This is a genomic window from Metapseudomonas phytobenefica (assembly GCF_043392685.1).
Classification (GTDB): Bacteria; Pseudomonadota; Gammaproteobacteria; order Pseudomonadales; family Pseudomonadaceae; genus Metapseudomonas.
In genome coordinates, this window is sequence record NZ_JBHZGM010000002.1 from 148,127 (window position 1) to 164,436 (window position 16,310).

Annotated in this window: 15 protein-coding genes; 4 read left to right on the top strand and 11 right to left on the bottom strand. The window is 64.4% G+C overall.

The genetic code is table 11. The features are described 5' to 3' along the window. Nucleotides 1-58 precede the first annotated feature (58 nt). The 4 genes from ACFW0B_RS02800 to ACFW0B_RS02815 all read right to left on the bottom strand — a co-directional run bounded on the left by ACFW0B_RS02800 (nucleotide 59) and on the right by ACFW0B_RS02815 (nucleotide 3,156). A complete protein-coding gene (locus tag ACFW0B_RS02800; protein WP_449146436.1) occupies nucleotides 59-553 on the bottom strand; it encodes a PaaI family thioesterase in 495 nt (164 codons plus the stop codon). 81 nt (nucleotides 554-634) lie between these two features. Continuing rightward, nucleotides 635-1,813: a vWA domain-containing protein gene (locus tag ACFW0B_RS02805; RefSeq protein WP_449146437.1), complete on the bottom strand. Its 1,179-nt coding sequence runs from the start codon at nucleotides 1,811-1,813 to the stop codon at nucleotides 635-637. Between the two features lie 28 nt (nucleotides 1,814-1,841). Beyond that, entirely contained in the window at nucleotides 1,842-2,237 is a 396-nt protein-coding gene (locus ACFW0B_RS02810) for a GFA family protein (protein ID WP_449146438.1), read from the bottom strand. 73 nt (nucleotides 2,238-2,310) lie between these two features. After that, nucleotides 2,311-3,156, bottom strand: a complete 846-nt coding sequence (locus tag ACFW0B_RS02815) for an AAA family ATPase (protein ID WP_449146439.1) — start codon at nucleotides 3,154-3,156, stop codon at nucleotides 2,311-2,313. A gap of 223 nt (nucleotides 3,157-3,379) precedes the next feature. Between ACFW0B_RS02815 and cysK the strand changes: the two genes are divergently transcribed. After that, the gene (gene cysK / locus ACFW0B_RS02820) at nucleotides 3,380-4,354 is read left to right on the top strand and encodes a cysteine synthase A (RefSeq protein WP_449146440.1); all 975 of its coding nucleotides are present in this window, start codon (nucleotides 3,380-3,382) and stop codon (nucleotides 4,352-4,354) included. A gap of 78 nt (nucleotides 4,355-4,432) precedes the next feature. Here the strand turns inward: cysK and ACFW0B_RS02825 are convergent, their stop codons facing one another. The 3 genes from ACFW0B_RS02825 to ACFW0B_RS02835 all read right to left on the bottom strand — a co-directional run bounded on the left by ACFW0B_RS02825 (nucleotide 4,433) and on the right by ACFW0B_RS02835 (nucleotide 8,424). Further along, nucleotides 4,433-5,341 (bottom strand): DMT family transporter, encoded by a 909-nt coding sequence (locus tag ACFW0B_RS02825; protein WP_449146441.1) that lies wholly within the window; start codon nucleotides 5,339-5,341, stop codon nucleotides 4,433-4,435. A gap of 504 nt (nucleotides 5,342-5,845) precedes the next feature. Then, the gene (locus ACFW0B_RS02830; protein ID WP_449146442.1) at nucleotides 5,846-6,577 is read right to left on the bottom strand and encodes a TorF family putative porin; all 732 of its coding nucleotides are present in this window, start codon (nucleotides 6,575-6,577) and stop codon (nucleotides 5,846-5,848) included. 104 nt (nucleotides 6,578-6,681) lie between these two features. Continuing rightward, nucleotides 6,682-8,424 (bottom strand): amidohydrolase, encoded by a 1,743-nt coding sequence (locus tag ACFW0B_RS02835; protein WP_449146443.1) that lies wholly within the window; start codon nucleotides 8,422-8,424, stop codon nucleotides 6,682-6,684. A gap of 105 nt (nucleotides 8,425-8,529) precedes the next feature. Here ACFW0B_RS02835 and ACFW0B_RS02840 point away from each other — a divergent pair, with 105 nt between their 5' ends. After that, a complete protein-coding gene (locus tag ACFW0B_RS02840) occupies nucleotides 8,530-9,444 on the top strand; it encodes a LysR family transcriptional regulator (protein WP_449146444.1) in 915 nt (304 codons plus the stop codon). 116 nt (nucleotides 9,445-9,560) lie between these two features. Beyond that, nucleotides 9,561-11,297: a bifunctional isocitrate dehydrogenase kinase/phosphatase gene (aceK, locus tag ACFW0B_RS02845; RefSeq protein WP_449146445.1), complete on the top strand. Its 1,737-nt coding sequence runs from the start codon at nucleotides 9,561-9,563 to the stop codon at nucleotides 11,295-11,297. 271 nt (nucleotides 11,298-11,568) lie between these two features. On the opposite strand, the gene ACFW0B_RS02850 is transcribed toward aceK, so the two are convergent. From ACFW0B_RS02850 to ACFW0B_RS02865, 4 genes are all read right to left on the bottom strand, one after another. Then, on the bottom strand, nucleotides 11,569-14,112 hold the full coding sequence (locus tag ACFW0B_RS02850) for a penicillin acylase family protein (RefSeq protein ID WP_449146446.1): 2,544 nt from the start codon (nucleotides 14,110-14,112) through the stop codon (nucleotides 11,569-11,571). Between the two features lie 82 nt (nucleotides 14,113-14,194). Next, on the bottom strand, nucleotides 14,195-14,845 hold the full coding sequence (locus tag ACFW0B_RS02855; RefSeq protein ID WP_449146447.1) for a glutathione binding-like protein: 651 nt from the start codon (nucleotides 14,843-14,845) through the stop codon (nucleotides 14,195-14,197). 82 nt (nucleotides 14,846-14,927) lie between these two features. Next, the gene (locus ACFW0B_RS02860) at nucleotides 14,928-15,113 is read right to left on the bottom strand and encodes an SEC-C metal-binding domain-containing protein (protein ID WP_449146448.1); all 186 of its coding nucleotides are present in this window, start codon (nucleotides 15,111-15,113) and stop codon (nucleotides 14,928-14,930) included. Nucleotides 15,114-15,120: 7 nt separating this feature from the next. Next, nucleotides 15,121-15,621, bottom strand: a complete 501-nt coding sequence (locus ACFW0B_RS02865) for an LEA/WHy family protein (protein ID WP_449146449.1) — start codon at nucleotides 15,619-15,621, stop codon at nucleotides 15,121-15,123. 114 nt (nucleotides 15,622-15,735) lie between these two features. On the opposite strand from ACFW0B_RS02865, the gene ACFW0B_RS02870 reads away from it, so the two are divergent. Continuing rightward, nucleotides 15,736-16,305: a hypothetical protein gene (locus ACFW0B_RS02870; protein ID WP_449146450.1), complete on the top strand. Its 570-nt coding sequence runs from the start codon at nucleotides 15,736-15,738 to the stop codon at nucleotides 16,303-16,305. The last annotated feature ends 5 nt before the right edge of the window (nucleotides 16,306-16,310 follow it).

The following is a 16,310-nucleotide window of genomic DNA, read 5'->3' on the forward strand; positions in this document are numbered from 1 at the left end:
GCTTGGCCCCTGTCATGTTGGGCTTCGTTGCGCTCTGCACCAACCTACAGTTCGAGGCTCAGGACTCGCGGCCGTGAGCCGCCGAGGCCAGTTGCCCGGTGTCTACCCGGACGAAGACGGAGTCGCCGACGGCGGTCAGCACGTCCCCTGCATAGACCTCGCAGATTATCCGGCTCTTGCGGCCCAGTTCGCCCTCCAGCCGTGCGCGCAGGAGCAACGGCACGCCCATGGGCGTCGGCTTGATGAACTTGATGCCGAGGTTGCCGGTGACGCACTCGATGCGTGGCTGGCTGCCGGGCTCACGGTTCTCGCCGCGGTAGTGGTAGGCCATGGCGGTCCAGTTGGAGTGGCAGTCCACCAGCATGGCGATCAGCCCGCCATACACCAGGTCCGGCCAGCCGCAGTACTTGGCATCCGGCAGGTGTTCGGCCACGACGTGTACGCCGTCCTCGTGCCAGCGGCTCTTGATTTGCAGACCGTGATGGTTGCGGCTGCCACAGCCGTAGCAGACGCCTTCCGGCGCGGCGGAGTCCTGCAGGGAAATGTCTTGCATGATTGGCTCGTTGCGAAGAAACAGGCGCCAAGCCTAGCGGCTTTGGCCACAAAGTAGAACGGGCCCTTCCGGGCCCGTTTGTCATTTCGAGAGGAACTTCATCCCTTCCTCCAGGCCCTGCAGGGTCAGGGGGTGCATCTGGTCGTTGATCAGCTCGCGGACGATGCCGGTGGAGGCCGTGTAGTTCCAGGTGTCCTTGGGGTAGGGGTTGATCCAGATGAGCTTCTTGTACTTCTCCATGAAGCGCTTCATCCAGACGTAGCCCGGCTCTTCGTTCCAGTGTTCGACGCTGCCGCCGGCCTGGGTGATCTCGTAGGGCGCCATGGCGGCGTCGCCGACGAAGACCACCTTGTAGTCCGGGCCGTACTTGTGCAGCAGGTCAAGGGTGGAGGTGCGCTCGGAGGTTCGGCGCAGATTGTTCTTCCACACGGACTCGTAGATGAAGTTGTGGAAGTAGAAGTACTCCAGGTGCTTGAACTCGGTCTTGCACGCCGAGAAGAGCTCTTCGCAGACCTTCACGTGGGCGTCCATGGAGCCGCCGATGTCCAGCAGCAGGAGCAGCTTGACGGTGTTGCGGCGTTCCGGGCGCATCTGGATGTTGAGCAGGCCGGCGTCGCGGGCGGTGTGGTCGATGGTGCCGTCCAGGTCCAGCTCTTCCGCCGCGCCTTCGCGGGCGAACTTGCGTAGGCGGCGCAAGGCGACCTTGATGTTGCGGGTGCCCAGTTCCACCTGGTCGTCGAGGTTCTTGTACTCGCGCTGGTCCCAGACTTTCACGGCCCGGCCCTGGCGTTTGCCGGCATCGCCCACGCGGATGCCTTCGGGGTTGAAACCGCCGGAGCCGAAGGGACTGGTACCGCCGGTGCCGATCCACTTGTTGCCGCCGGCATGGCGCTCCTTCTGCTCTTCGAGGCGCTTCTTGAACTCTTCGATCAGCTTGTCCAGGCCGCCGAGGGACTGGATCTGTGCACGCTCCTCATCGGTGAGCATGCGTTCGAATTCCTTGCGCAGCCATTCCTCGGGAATCAGCGCCTGGAGGTAGTCGTCGAGCTTCTCCAGGCCCTTGAAGTAGGCGGAGAAAGCGCGGTCGAACTTGTCGAAATGACGCTCGTCCTTGACCAGCACCGTACGGGCGAGGAAGTAGAACTCGTCCATGTCGGCGAACACCACGTTGTGCTTCAACGCGTTGATCAGGTCCAGCAGCTCGCGGACCGACACCGGCACCTTGGCTGCGCGCATTTCGTTGAACAGGTTGAGCAGCATGGCTGCACCCTCGTCTATCTGTTGGTTCTCAGGAGCGGGGCTCCTGGAGCAGGCTGTCGGCGATGGCGTACCAGTCGGCCTTGGATTCCGGAAAGATGTGCTTCTGCGGGATCGGGCCCAGCGGCGAGTCCAGCGTGCCCAGGGCGACTGAAACCCAGTCGGGATGGGCGTTCTCGCTGTACCACAGCAGGGTTGAGCCGCACTGCCGGCAGAAGGACCGGGTCACGCCGGGGGAGGAGTGGTACCGGGCCAGCGCATCCTCGCCCTGTACCAGGCGGAAGGCGCTCCAGCGCACGTTGCCATAGGTGCCGAACGCCGCCCCGTGGCCTTTGCGGCACTGGCTGCAATGGCAATGGGTGGCGGAATTGATGGGCGCGTCGATCTCGTATTTCACCGCGCCGCACAGGCAACTGCCGTGGTGCATGGCTGGTCTCCTAAGTGGGCGGGATTACCCTCAGCCCCGGCCCCTCTCCCGCAAGCGGGAGAGGGGAGGTTCGTCAGCGGCTGGCGCGGCGGCTCATGAAGGCCAGGCGTTCCAGCAACTGTACGTCCTGCTCGTTCTTCACCAGGGCGCCGGCCAGCGGCGGGATGGCCTTGGTGGGGTCGCGCTCGCGCAGCACGGCTTCGCCGATGTTGTCGGCCATCAGCAGCTTCAGCCAGTCCACCAGCTCGGAGGTGGAGGGCTTTTTCTTCAGGCCAGGGACCTTGCGCACGTCGAAGAACACGTCCAGCGCCTCGGATACCAGCGAATTGCTGATATTCGGGTAGTGCACATCGACGATCTTTTGCAGGGTGTCGCGGTCGGGGAAGGCGATGTAGTGGAAGAAGCAGCGGCGCAGGAAGGCGTCCGGCAGCTCTTTCTCGTTGTTGGAGGTGATGATGATGATCGGGCGCTGCTTGGCCTTGATGGTTTCGTTGGTCTCGTAGACGTAGAACTCCATCTTGTCGAGTTCCTGCAGCAGGTCGTTGGGGAACTCGATGTCGGCCTTGTCGATCTCGTCGATCAGCAGGATGACGCGCTCTTCGGACTCGAACGCCTCCCACAGCTTGCCTTTCTTGATGTAGTTGCGAACGTCGTGGACTTTGTCGGAATTCAGCTGGGAATCCCGCAGGCGGCTCACCGCGTCGTATTCGTACAGGCCCTGATGCGCCTTGGTGGTGGACTTGATGTGCCAGGTGATCAGCCTGGCGCCGAAGGCCTCGGCCAGTTGCTCGGCCAGCATGGTCTTGCCGGTACCCGGCTCGCCCTTGACCAGCAGCGGGCGCTGCAGGGTGATGGCGGCATTCACCGCGAGCTTGAGGTCATCGGTGGCGACGTAGGACTGGGTGCCTTCGAACTTCATCAGGGAATCCTCGGACGTATCGCTCCGGTTGGAAAACCGGACGGTTCAGTATTTGGGAAAGGGCTGACTATAACGCGGGTACAAGTCGACTGTGAACGCAGAACCCTCATTCAGTCACTGAATGGCAGGAATGCCCTCTCTCCGGCCCGGCGAGCGCTGGACGCTGCCCCGGGCGCCGCCTTAGGCTTGCGGCTCCTTTTTCCGCCATGACAAGGATTCCGCCATGAGCCGCATCTTCGCCGACAACTCGCAAGCCATCGGCAACACGCCCCTGGTGCGCATCAACCACCTGGGGCCGAACGGTGTGACCATCCTCGCCAAGATCGAGGGCCGCAACCCCGCCTATTCGGTGAAGTGCCGCATCGGCGCCAGCATGATCTGGGATGCCGAAGCCACCGGCCGCCTCAAGCCGGGCATGACCCTGGTAGAGCCCACCTCCGGCAACACCGGCATCGGCCTGGCCTTCGTCGCCGCCGCCCGTGGCTACAAGCTGATCCTCACCATGCCGGCGTCCATGAGCCTGGAGCGGCGCAAGGTGCTCAAAGCCCTGGGCGCCGAACTGGTGCTGACCGAGCCGGCCAAGGGCATGAAAGGCGCCATCGAGAAGGCCAACGAGCTGGTGGCCGCCAACCCCGGGCAATACCTGCTGCTGCAGCAGTTCGAGAACCCGGCCAACCCGGCGATCCACGAAAAGACCACCGGCCCGGAAATCTGGAACGACACCGATGGCGCCGTGGATGTGCTGGTGGCCGGCGTGGGAACCGGCGGCACCCTCACCGGCGTGGCCCGCTACATCAAGCAGACTTGTGGCAAGCCGATCCTCGCCGTGGCGGTGGAGCCGGTTTCGTCCCCGGTCATCAGCCAGACCCTGGCCGGCGAAGAAGTGAAGCCCAGCCCGCACAAGATCCAGGGCATCGGCGCCGGCTTCGTGCCGAAGAACCTTGACCTGACTCTGGTCGACCTCGTCGAGCAGGGCACCGACGACGAGGCCAAGGCCATGGCCCTGCGCCTGATGCGCGAAGAAGGCATCCTCTGCGGCATTTCCTCCGGTGCCGCCATGGCGGTGGCCGTGCGTCTGGCCGAGCGTCCGGACATGCAGGGCAAGACCATTGTGGTGGTCCTGCCGGACTCGGGTGAGCGCTACCTCTCCAGCATGTTGTTCGACGGTCTGTTCACCGAGCAGGAATTGCAGCAATAAGCTCCGGCCGGTCCACCCCGTGGCGAAGGCGGGGTGGACCATCCGCTGGCCGGGTTTCCTTGCAGGCAGTACGGAAATTCATCCCGCCGATTTCACCGCAGCCGGCACCGCCGCCGGCTTGAGCACCAACCACAGCGCCAGGGCGATCAGCACACCGCCTTGCAGGTGCGCCATCGATACGGACTCGCCGAGCAGCAGCACGCCCCAGAACACGCCGAACGGCGGGATCAGGAAGGTCACTGTCATGGTCTTCACCGGGCCGACGCTGGCGATCAGGCGGAAGTAGAGGATGTAGGCGAACGAGGTGCAGAGGAAACCCAGCGCCGCCAGGGCCACCCAGGTGCCGGGATGCAGCAGGGGTTCCAGCGGCATGCTTGGGGCATCCCAGGCGAACGCCGGCACCAGGCACAGGGTGGCGCCGATCTGGCAGCCCAGCGCCACTATTCCGCTGTCCATGCCGCCCGCCTCGGTGATCCAGCGTTTGGTCATGAAACCGGCGAAGCCATAGCAGGTGGTCGCTACCAGGCAGGCCGCCGCGCCCCAGAGCAGCTGGGCATCGAAGGCCACCGGCCCGGTGCGGGTCAGCACGGCAACACCGGCCAGCCCCAGCAGCACGCCGGTGGCCTTGGCGCCGGTGAGTTTCTCGCTGAAGAACAGCGCGCCGATGAGCACGCCCATGAGTGGCGTCGTCGCGTTGAGGATCGCCGAGTAGCCGGCCGGTAGCACCTGCGCCGCCAGCGCGTACATCGCTGCCGGAACGCCTGAGCTGACGGTGCCGATCACCAGCGTCTTGCCCAGCTTGCCGCGAAAATTCCAGTCGCTGCGCAGCACCGCGAGGATCACCGCAAGTCCGATGGCCGACAGCAGCACACGCAGGAAGGCCGTGGGCAACGCACCGATTTCCGGCACCAGCATGCGGATAAATAGAAAGCTGGCGCCCCAGATGGCGGCAAGGCTCAGCAGGCGGACGAGGTCGGCGGGTTTCATGGCAGGCTCCAGGCAGTGGAGCCGGCAAGATGCGCCGCCGGGGAAGGGCGGCGCAATCCACAACTTGCTTTCAAATTGGCGGAACAGTTTGACGCGGGGCCGGCCTGGCTTTCTGTGGGGGCGAATTCATTCGCGAAGGGTTGCGCAGCAGCCCCATTGGACCTTGCCTCGCACGCCTCTCGCGGCATCCATGCCGCTCGTCCCCTGCGCAACGATTCTGCGCGGAGTCCGGGAGGATGTAGGAGCGAGCTCTGCTCGCGATTCGCTGTGTGGGACATTCGCGAGCAGAGCTTGCTACGGTGTTTCGGTCCGTTAGGGAGGCGGCTCCCCTCTCCTGCCGGGGCTCAGGGCGGGGGCCGGGGGAGAGGGACGTGTCAGGCGGAACGGAGGCCTGAAACCCCTGGCTAGAGCGTTCCCTTCAACACTGCAACAGCTAACGCAGACATAGCCAATGAATTCGCCCCCACAATTGAATGCAACTGCCTGTTTCCCCTTTTCCCGGGCTTAGAAGCGCTTGCTCACACTCACCACCCAGGTCGAGCTGCACACATCGGTGAAACCGTAGTAGCTGGCGCATTCCGACTCGGAGAGGTCGGTATCGACATAAGCGAGGCCCCAGGTGACGCCGACGAAGTCGCGGGTCAGCCTGGCCTCCCACTCGTGGTAGGCATCGGAACTTTCGCCCCGGGCCGACCAGAACAGCGGGTCCTTGAAGTCGTTGCGTCCGTAACGCAGCTTCAGGCCCACGTCGAGGGGAAGGGTGTTCTCGTAGCCGATGTAGCTGTAGAGCGTGTCCTGCTTCTCGCCGATCAGGTTCTTCGCGTCGCTGGAATACTGGGCGGCGAAAGTGAAGCCGTAGGCGCCGAGAATGGCGTAGGCCTCGCTCTGGTTGAACTGCCCTTCCTTCGGGTAGCTGTACTTGATGTAGCCGAGATCCAGGTTCACTTCGTCGGTGACCGGCCAATACCAGCCGACGTAGTAGTCCAGTTCATGGCGGGTCTTGAGGCCGAAGCCGAAATCGACGTTCGAGGTCCATACACCAGCATAGAGGCCGCTGCTGTGCAGCAGAGTGGCATTGGTTTGAGCCGCCGGGTCGTTCTGGGTCTGGGAGATGCCACGGGTGCGATAGTCGCTGACCAGCGCCAAGTCGACTTGCAGGGAAAAGTCATCGTTCAGTTCTACGGCCTGGGAGGCCAGCGGAGCCAGGATCAAGGCAAGAAGGGGAGCGCGTTTCATCGAGGGTTTCCCGTTGTTGTGATTGTTCGGGCAGATGCGGGCAAGGCTCCGCCAGCCCCCGCCAGGTAGCGGGGGATGAGTGCGGAGCAGGTGGTGACTTGGCGTTAGAGGGAGGCGTTGAAGACTTCGCGACCGGCGAACCAGGTCTTCAGTACCCGGGTGTCGCGCAGGGCTTCGGGTTCGACCTGGAACACGTCACGGTCGAGCAGGATCAGGTCGGCCTGCTTGCCCGGCTTCAGGGAGCCGATCTGCTTGTCCAGGCCGATGGTGCGTGCCGAGTTGAGGGTGTAGGCCTGGAACATGGTTTCGCGGTCGATTTCCTCGTCTGCGTTCAGCACGCCCTTGGGACCCTTGCGACTGATCGCCTGGTAGATGGCCTTCCAGGGGGCCGGGGTGCTTACCGGCCAGTCGCTGGCGCCGGAAATGGTCGCACCATTCTTCAGCAGCGATCGCGCCGGGTACTGGTAGTGGAAGGCCATGGCGCTGATGTATGGCTGCACCAGGTCCAGGCTGAGCTCATCGGCGCTGGCCCAGTAGAGCTGCATGGAGGCGATTACCCCCAGCGGCTTGAAGCGGGCGAACTCCTTCGGGTTGACCATCTGCAAGTGGGTCACCGAGTGGGCGATGCCGCTCTGGCGATCCCTGCGTGCCTGTTCGATGCCGTTGAGGGATTCGCGCACCGCGCGATCGCCGATGGCATGCACGTGCACCAGCCAGCCTCGGGCGTCGGCGGCGCTGACCAGTTCGCCGAAGTGCTCCGGGTCGATCAGCAGTTCGCCGCGCTTGTTCGAGTTTTTGTAGGGCTCGAGCATGGCGGCGGTCTGCGCCGGTACTTCCGCCACGCCGTCGGCGAAGACCTTGATGCCCGGCAGGGTCAGGTTGGGCACGCCCTGGAACTGCTGGCGCACCTTGTCGAGGGTGTCCAGGTCGGCAGGAAGACTCTTCGGGTTGGCCACCAGCAAGGCCGCGACATGGGCGGTCAGCTCGCCCTTCTCGGCCAGCGCCTTGTAAGCGGGTAATACACCCAGGGTCTGGGCGGTGGGTTTGAAGTCGAACAGGGGTTCTCCTGGCGCCGCGTTGGCCGCCGGGTCCATCCAGGCGGTGATGCCCAGGCTGAGGTTGTAGCGCAGCGCCGAGCGGGCGGCCTTCAGCAGTTGTTCGGCGGACGCCTGTGGAAGCTGCGCCATCACCGGGTCCAGGCCGGCATCGGCGAGGAAGCCGTTGGGCTGACCGTCGGGGTGATGTCCGATGGTGGCCTGCGCCTCGCCTTTCAGGCTTTTCACCAAGGCGGCGTCGATTCCAGCGCGTTCCAGCATGGCGCGGTTGGCCCAGCCGGTGTGGTGGTCCCAGCCGATGAAGAGGATCGGCACATCGGCCCATTCGCCCTGGTTGAAGCGCTGCTCCAGTTCCGCCACCTGGCCCCAGGCTGCTGAAGGCAGGCCGTTGACGCTGAGCACGTCGCCATGCCGGGCCTTGCCGTTGTCGCGCCACTGGCGCAGGCGCTGTTCCAGTTCGGCCACGGGTACCAGCTGGCCACCAAGACTGGCCGAGTCCAGCTCCAGCCCGCCAAAGATGGCGTGGGAATGGGAGTCGATGAAGCCCGGCATCAGCACCTTGCCGCCGAGATCGACCACCCGGGTGCCGGGTGCTTTCAGGCGCAGGACTTCGGCGTTGCTGCCGACGGCGCGAACCTTGCCGTCTTCCACGGCCACGGCCTGTTGCAGGGCCTGGCCGGGCTCGGAGGTATAGACCTTGGCGTTATGCAGGATGAGATCGACCGCCGCGAAGCTTTCCATGGAGGAACAAGACAGCGCGACGGCTAGGAGGGTTGGGGTAAGGGCCTTCATCGTTTTTTCCGGTTCTTGTTGGTCTGCAGGTGAGCCTAACCAAGCCGGAGAAGCAGCAGAATGCTATGTTCTCGCACAACTTTTGTGCCGGTCTGGAACAGATCAATGGACAAGCTCAGTGCGCTCAACATGTTCGTCGCCACCGCCGAATACGGCAGTTTCAGCCGCGCGGCCGAGCACCTCGGCAAGACCCCTTCGGCGTTGACCAAGGCGGTCGGGCATCTGGAATACGAGCTGGGCGTGCGTCTGTTCGAGCGCACCACCCGGCGCATGACACTGACCGAAGCCGGTCATATCTACCTGGAGGGCGCACGGCAGGCATTGATGCAATTGCAACTGGCCAGTGAGGAAGTGGACCAGTTGCAACACGAACTGCGTGGCATCTTGCGCCTTACCGCGCCGCCGTCCTTCGGTCCGGCGTTCCTCAACGAGGTTTGTTGCCGCTTCATGGATGCCCATCCCCAGGTGCGGCTGGAGGTGGACCTCAACGATGCCTTCGTCGACCTGATCGACGGTGGCTACGACCTCGCCCTGCGTGATGGCCCCACCGATCTGCCGGGGTTGATCGCACGGCCCCTGGTGGAGAACCGCATTCTGCTCTGTGCCAGTCCGGAATACTTGAGGCGCAAAGGCCTGGAAGTGTCGCTGGAGACCTATCTTCAACATGACTGGCTGATCTTCCAGCATCCGCTGCTCAACCGGCATTTCTGGTGGCTACGGCGCGACGGCGAGCGCATACGCCTGCCGCAACCCGTGCCACGAATGGCCAGTGACAACTACGACTTCCTGCTCGCCTGTCTCTTGGCCGGCCATGGCTTGCAGGTGCTTCCGCAATGGAGTGCGGCGCCCTATCTGGCCAGCGGCCAACTGGTTAACGTGCTGACAGACTGCGAGATGGAGCCGGATGTCTTCGGTCCCTGGGTTCATGTTCTCTACCTGGCTCACCGCCGCCGCACACGCAAGGTCCGGGTGTTCATCGAGATGCTGGAGGTCTGCCTGCGGGAGAAGGGAATTGCCTAGGCAATGCAACTTGTTTGCGGCACCTGAGGCGGACATCGCCAATGAACTGGCCCCTACAACGCGCAATTTTTTCTGGCTAAGCTCGCCTTTCCCGTTTCAGCAGCCGAGACATCGACATGGCGCAGCAATGGCCCGCCGAAGGCATCGCCCGACTGATCCTCGAAGGTTTCGACGACTACCGTGAGCATTTCCGCCAGATCACCGACGGCGCCCGCAGGCGATTCGAGCTGGCGCAGTGGCAGGCCGCGCAACAGGCGGCGGCGGAGCGGATCGCCCTCTACGAGGTGAAGGTCGGCGAAACCAGCGAACGGCTGCGCGCGGCCTATGCAGTGGACGAGCTGCTGGACGTGCAGCTCTGGCCCCTGGTGAAGAGCGCCTACATCGGCCTGATCGACCTGCGTTTCGACGATGAGCTGTCCGAGACCTGGTACAACTCGATTTTCTGCAACCTGTTCAGCCACGACCTGATCAGCGACGGCTGCATGTTCATCCACACCACGCGGCCTTCGCTGCGCGTTCACGAGCGTGCCCCCCAGACCCGCAGCTACCGTCCGGAAGGAAGGCTGCATGCGGCCCTTTCGGCGGTGCTCGATGACTTCCGCTTCGATGTGCCCTACGACGATCGCCCCGGCGACCTGGCGCGCCTGGAATCCCGCCTGCGCGAGAACCTGCCGGACTGGGTCTGCAAGGATCCGGAACTGTGCATCGAACTCTTCGCCTCGCCGCTCTACCGCAACAAGGGCGCGTACCTGGTGGGGCGCATCTACACCCGCGAGGAACAATGGCCGCTGGTGATTCCGCTGCTGCACCGCGAGGGCCGCGGAATCCAGGCCGACACGGTGATCACCGACGAAGCGGAAGTGTCGATCATCTTCTCCTTCACCCGTTCCTACTTCATGGTCGACGTGGCCGTGCCAGCCGAGTTCGTCGGCTTCCTCAAACGCATCCTGCCGGGCAAGCACATCGCCGAGCTTTACACCTCCATCGGCTTCTACAAGCACGGCAAGTCGGAGTTCTACCGCTCGCTGATCAACCACCTGGCCAACACCGACGACCGCTTCATCATGGCGCCCGGCGTGCGCGGCATGGTGATGAGCGTGTTCACGCTGCCGGGCTTCAACACCGTGTTCAAGATCATCAAGGACCGCTTCGCCCACGCCAAGACGGTGGACCGCAACACTGTGATCGAGAAGTACCGCCTGGTGAAGACCGTCGACCGGGTAGGGCGCATGGCCGATACGCAGGAGTTTGCCGACTTCCGCTTCCCCAGGTCCAAGTTCGACCCGGACTGCCTGGCCGAGCTGCTGGAGGTGGCGGCGTCCACCGTGGCGCTGGAGGGGGACGTGGTGCTGATCCGCCACTGCTGGACCGAGCGCCGCATGACCCCGTTGAACATCTACCTGGAAAGCGCCAGCGACGCCCAGGTGCACGAGGCGCTCTACGACTATGGCCTGGCCATCAAGCAACTGGCGGCGGCGAACATCTTCCCCGGCGACATGCTGCTGAAGAACTTCGGCGTCACCCGCCACGGCCGCGTAGTGTTCTACGACTACGACGAGATCTGCTTCCTCACCGAGGTGAATTTCCGCGTCATTCCGCCGCCGCGTTACCCGGAGGACGAGATGTCCGCCGAGCCCTGGTATTCGGTGGCGCCCAACGACGTATTCCCCGAAGAGTTCCCGCGCTTCCTCTTCGCCGACATCGGTCAGCGCCGGCTGTTCGCCAAGCTCCATGGCGAGCTCTATGACGCCGGGTACTGGAAGTCCCTGCAGGACGCCATCCGCTCCGGCAAGGTGATCGACGTCTTCCCCTATCGGCGCCAGGAGCGGGAGCTGACGGAAGCCATCCAGTAAGGGGGGCGCCGCGAACATATGGTCGATCAGGTTTTCTTCCGCGCCGCCTGGCCGATCCTCCGGGGCTGGAGGAACTGGCGAAGTAGATGAACTACTCCTCGCGCAGCCTGCGCCGCTCCCGGATTTCATCCGGGATACGAGTTGCTGCTAATCTCCAGGCCCTTCGCGCAGATAAAAGAAAAGGCGCCCAGGGGCGCCTTGAAATGTGATCTATGGAGTAAGTCCACCTGATCAGAACGGTGGCGCGGCAGGAAGTTCCGCCGCTGCTCGATCATTTTTGCGGGGTCAACATCAGGCGCTTGGTGCCGTAGACGGCATCGAGGTTTTGCGGCTGGAAGGGGAACTTCATGTAGCGCGCCTTCAGCCAGGCATCGATGCCGTCGGCGTAATGCGGGCTGGCCGGGTTGCCGGACTGGCCGGAGCTGTTCACGCCGATCATGGGTTCGGGCTGGCCAAAGTCGACGACGATGCGCATCGCCGGGATCAGCCAGGTTTCGAAGCCCTGTCCCCAGTGGTAGGCCGAGACGTTGAGGGTGCTGTGGTCGCCGCCGGCCGGGTAGGGGCCGCGATCCAGGTAGTCCTTCAGGGCGTTGAGGCCGGTGCGCTGGCTGGCGCTCATGTACGGCGCCAGCTGGGTGCTTTCGGTTATCCACTCGTAGGTGTGCAGCTTGCCCCATTGCCAGGCTTTGCGGTCAGCCCCCATACGGCTCTCGGCGAAGCTGACGGCGCTGGCCAGGCTGCGGGCGAGGATCGCCGGCTTGTCTTCCTTCTGCGGGGTACGCACGTCGTCCCAGAACGGGCTGTCGACGCGGCCCAGCAGGTGGTCGGCCTGGGCGGAGTAGGAGAGGTCGGCGGTCTGCACCAGTGCGCGCCAGGCCGGGCTGGTTTCCGGGCCCAGTTCGTCGAGGAAGATCTGCCGCGCACTCTCATGGAGGAAGGCCCCGTAGTAGGCGGCATCGGCCGACGTCGGGCTGAGACGGCCGTCGAAGGCCAGCAGGCGCTCCAGGCCTTCCTGGGCCCTCGCCCGTTCGGCAGGCGGCAGGGCGTTGATGGCCTGCTTCAGGGGCGCGGCCATGCCCGGGTCCTGCAGCATGCTCTTGAGCTTGGCCGGGAAGGGGCTGGTCTGGTCGTACTGCATGGCGATCATGCTCTGCCAGTCGTGCCTGGCGCTGCCGCCGGCCAGTTCCGCGATGCGCTCGGCGCGCTCGGGGTAGTACCAGGAGTTGGACAGCTGCACGCCGTAGCCGCCCTGCATGGTGCGGTGGTTGGCGGTGCCGAGCCAGCCTTGCGCCGGGTCCTGGTCATAGGGGTGGAGCATGGGGTCGGCGTAGCCATCCCAGTCGTAGCGGCCGTCCCAGCCGGGGGATGGCAGCAGGCCGCGGCCTTCGCGGCGGTTCGGATAGCGGCCGGTGACCTGCCAGGCGATGTGCCGGGCATCGGCGTAGAGGATGTTCAGGCCCATGGCGCGGATTTCGCGGGTGGCCTCGTGGGCCTGCTCCACGGACTGGGCGCGGGACAGGGCGAAGAAGGCGTCCAGCGACTGGTCCGCTTCGAACTGGCTGGTCTGCAGCGCGAGGCCGTAGCCGCTCTTGATCTCCATCGGCTGCAGCGGATGCTTGCGCTGGCCCAGCACCGAGTTCAGCAGCGGTCCGTGACGGGTCTCGTAGATCACTTCGCGCACCGGGCGCTCGCCCTTGATGAAGAAGGTTTCCATGCGCTCGCTGGCCGGCACCCACTTGCCGTTGGCCTGGTAATAGAGGCGGCTGCCTTCGCGCCTGATCTTCTCCAGGAAGAGGTCCTGGTTGTCGCCCATGACCATGGTCATGCCCCAGGCCAGCTTGCCGTTGTAACCGGCGACCACGGCCGGAACGCCGGCAATGGAGACCCCGGCGGCCTGGAATTTCGGCGAGCGGATCTGCACGAAGTTCCACGCCGAGGGCATGGAGATCGGCAGGTGCGTGTCGTTGGCCAGGATGCTGCGGCCGCTACGGCTCTTCTGCGGGGCGATGGCCCAGTTGTTGGAGGCGGCGACGCCGAGCATGTCCAGCGCGGCGATCTGCCCGGCCGCCTCGTTCAGTGCGGCCAGCCCCGGAATTTGGCCGCCGAGCTGCAGACCCTTGAGCTTTTCGGCTTCCTCGAAGGGTAGAGGTTCGTCCGGGTAGATGGGGGTGAGCCAGGCCAGCTTGTCGGCGCCGACCTTCTGCGCCAGGACCAGGGAAGCGATTTCCTCCTGCAGGTTCACCGCCAGGCCGAAGTTCAGCAGGGTGAACACCAGCGCCGAGTCCTCGGGCTTCCAGTAGGCCGGCGTGTAGCCGGACTCGGCCAGGTCCATCGGCAGCTTGTCGCGGTAGCGATAGAGGTAGGCGTTGACGCCGCGGGCGTAGACCGCGAAGAACTCCTTCAGGCGTGGCGAGGCGTTCTTGTAGAGGATGTCGGCGCTCTTGCGCAGGTTCACCGCGCGCATGAAGCGGTCGATCTCCAGCACGCCGGGGCCGACCATCTCGGCGAGCCGGCCTTCGGCCATCAGGCGCAGGCCGACCATCTGGCTGAGACGGTCCGAGGCATGCACGTAGCCAAGGGTGAAAAGGGCGTCGTGGAAGGTGGTGGTTTCGATCAGCGGCATGCCCAGCGGGTTGCGGCGGATCGAGACGCTCTGCGCCAGCCCCCTGACCGGCTGGAAGCCGGAAGTGGGCGGCAGGCTGTCTGAGTAGCGGCTGTCCAGCCAGGATTGGCAGCCGCTGAGGCCGATCATGGCGCCAGCGGCGGCGGCAACGCAGAACCGGGGAAGTAAGCGCTTGAAGGCTGGCGAAGCCATGGAACGGGCTCTCCTGAGAGGGACATCGGGTCAAACGCGCTACGTTAGTGAGCCACCCCGCGCCGTGCAAGCGCCGCCCGGCCTACTTTTTCACGGCGGCCGGGTTGACCTGTTCCACCAGCGCGTAGGCCCGGACTGTAGCCGGGCGCGCCTGGATGTCCAGGTACCAGCGCTTGAGGTTGGGGAAGTCGTCCAGGTTCTGTTCCTGCCAGGGGTGGCGGTCGATCCAGGGGTAGATGGCCATGTCGGCGATGCTGTATTCGCCGCCGGCTACATAGGCCCGGTCGGCCAGGCGCTTGTCGAGCACGCCGTACAGGCGCGCGGTTTCCTTCACGTAGCGCTGGATGGCATAGGGCAGCCTTTCCGGGGCGAAGCGATTGAAGTGGTGGTTCTGTCCCGCCATCGGGCCCAAACCGCCCATCTGCCAGAACAGCCACTGCAGGCAGTCCTGGCGGCCGCGCAAGTCCTGGGGGATGAAGCGTCCGGTCTTCTCGGCGAGGTAGAGCAGGATGGCGCCGGACTCGAACAGGGACAGCGGCTCGCCGCCGTCGGCCGGCGCGTGGTCGACGATGGCCGGGATGCGGTTGTTCGGCGAGATCTTCAGGAAGTGCGGCTGGAACTGCTCGTCCTTGCCGATGTTGATCGGGTGGATGCGGTAGGGCAGGCCGGCCTCTTCGAGGAACAGGGCGATCTTGTGGCCGTTGGGGGTGGTCCAGTAGTACAGGTCGATCATCGGGTAAGGCTCCATCGGGCCCTATACTCGGCCCTGAAACGAACAGGCCCGCGCTAGGCGGGCCTGGGGGCGTGCGGGGGCGTCAGGCGCCGTGGCACTTCTTGAACTTCTTCTGGCTGCCGCAGGGGCAGGGATCGTTGCGGCCCACTTCCTTCAGCGGGTTGCGCACCGGCTCCTGGTGGCCGTGGTTGCAGTGCGGGCCGTGTACGTGGTGGTGATCGTGGTCGTGGTTGCAGTTCGGACCATGGACGTGGGGTTCGTGACTCATGAAGGTTCTACTCCGGGATGTAACTGCCGGGGATTATCTCGCCATTGCGAGTGAGGTGCACGCTCTTGCCGAACATCAGCCCGGTCTTCACCTCGCCCTGCAGGTGGTACTTGATGGGTTCGTCGGGCTTTTCCAGGAGCTTCACGATGTACTTCATGTGCCGCCAGAGGTTGGTGCGCACGGGTACTTCGAAGGTCTGGCTGCCGTGGGCGGGCACGGTAAACCAGGTGCTGGACTCGCCAGAAGCGAGCTTCACGTCATTGAGATGGATGGTATAGACGAGCCCGCGCACCGGCAGACTGACATCGTTGGGGTTGTCGATGCGAAAGCGCAGCACGAACTGCTGTTCCAGCAGCTTGGCGCGCACTACGTCGACTTTGAGCAGGCGAACGTCGGGGTCCTGGAAGCTGCTGCTGATCCAGGTGGAGCATCCGCTGAGGCCCGAAAAGGGAAGGGCAAAGAAAAACAGTAGGCTGAGAATTCTTATCGTTTGCGCCTGGGAAAACATTGCAATACTCCAAGTGACGCTCCAGTGTAACAAGCAACTGCTTGGCCGCAACCTGTTGTTGGCCGAAAAAAAGCTGCGCCATACTGCAGGATAATTCGGTCAGGAGTGTTACCAATGGGTCGTTACGAGATCGCCTTTTCCGGAAAGCTGGTTCCCGGGGCGCGACCGGAACTGGTGCAGGCCAACCTGGGCAAGTTGTTCCAGGCCGACGCCCAGCGCATTGCCGCGCTCTTCTCCGGGCGCCGCGTGATTCTCAAGAGCAACCTGGATGAAGCCGCTGCGGAAAAGTACCGCTCGACCCTGGAGCGCGCGGGTGCGCTGGTCGAGGTGCTGTCGATGGAACTGGAAATAGAAGAAGTGGAACTGGCGCCACCGCCGGAGCCCGACCCCGAACCCCTGGCCCGCCCTGTCGCCGCGCCGGCGCAGGCCCCGACGCCGGGCCGCCTGAAGGTGGTTCCGCGCGATGAGTACATGGCTGCGTTCGTTGGCGTGGATGCACCGGACTTCGGTATCGCCCCCGTCGGCGCCGATCTGCAGGACGCCAAGCCGGAGGCGCCGCCGCCGCGTTTCGATTTCTCCGGCATGAGCCTGGCACCGGTGGGCAGCGATATGGGCCAGCAGAAGAGCACCCCGTCCGGGCCGCCGCCCGACACATCCCACCTGCGCCTGGAAGAGCACAAATAGACACC

What these genes read in the sequence shown, in the direction of transcription:
- ACFW0B_RS02800 (WP_449146436.1), bottom strand. Translation starts at nt 553, where the DNA reads ATGCAAGACATTTCCCTGCAGGACTCCGCCGCGCCGGAAGGCGTCTGC.
- ACFW0B_RS02805 (WP_449146437.1), bottom strand. Translation starts at nt 1,813, where the DNA reads ATGCTGCTCAACCTGTTCAACGAAATGCGCGCAGCCAAGGTGCCGGTG.
- ACFW0B_RS02810 (WP_449146438.1), bottom strand. Translation starts at nt 2,237, where the DNA reads ATGCACCACGGCAGTTGCCTGTGCGGCGCGGTGAAATACGAGATCGAC.
- ACFW0B_RS02815 (WP_449146439.1), bottom strand. Translation starts at nt 3,156, where the DNA reads ATGAAGTTCGAAGGCACCCAGTCCTACGTCGCCACCGATGACCTCAAG.
- cysK (WP_449146440.1), top strand. Translation starts at nt 3,380, where the DNA reads ATGAGCCGCATCTTCGCCGACAACTCGCAAGCCATCGGCAACACGCCC.
- ACFW0B_RS02825 (WP_449146441.1), bottom strand. Translation starts at nt 5,341, where the DNA reads ATGAAACCCGCCGACCTCGTCCGCCTGCTGAGCCTTGCCGCCATCTGG.
- ACFW0B_RS02830 (WP_449146442.1), bottom strand. Translation starts at nt 6,577, where the DNA reads ATGAAACGCGCTCCCCTTCTTGCCTTGATCCTGGCTCCGCTGGCCTCC.
- ACFW0B_RS02835 (WP_449146443.1), bottom strand. Translation starts at nt 8,424, where the DNA reads ATGAAGGCCCTTACCCCAACCCTCCTAGCCGTCGCGCTGTCTTGTTCC.
- ACFW0B_RS02840 (WP_449146444.1), top strand. Translation starts at nt 8,530, where the DNA reads ATGGACAAGCTCAGTGCGCTCAACATGTTCGTCGCCACCGCCGAATAC.
- aceK (WP_449146445.1), top strand. Translation starts at nt 9,561, where the DNA reads ATGGCGCAGCAATGGCCCGCCGAAGGCATCGCCCGACTGATCCTCGAA.
- ACFW0B_RS02850 (WP_449146446.1), bottom strand. Translation starts at nt 14,112, where the DNA reads ATGGCTTCGCCAGCCTTCAAGCGCTTACTTCCCCGGTTCTGCGTTGCC.
- ACFW0B_RS02855 (WP_449146447.1), bottom strand. Translation starts at nt 14,845, where the DNA reads ATGATCGACCTGTACTACTGGACCACCCCCAACGGCCACAAGATCGCC.
- ACFW0B_RS02860 (WP_449146448.1), bottom strand. Translation starts at nt 15,113, where the DNA reads ATGAGTCACGAACCCCACGTCCATGGTCCGAACTGCAACCACGACCAC.
- ACFW0B_RS02865 (WP_449146449.1), bottom strand. Translation starts at nt 15,621, where the DNA reads ATGTTTTCCCAGGCGCAAACGATAAGAATTCTCAGCCTACTGTTTTTC.
- ACFW0B_RS02870 (WP_449146450.1), top strand. Translation starts at nt 15,736, where the DNA reads ATGGGTCGTTACGAGATCGCCTTTTCCGGAAAGCTGGTTCCCGGGGCG.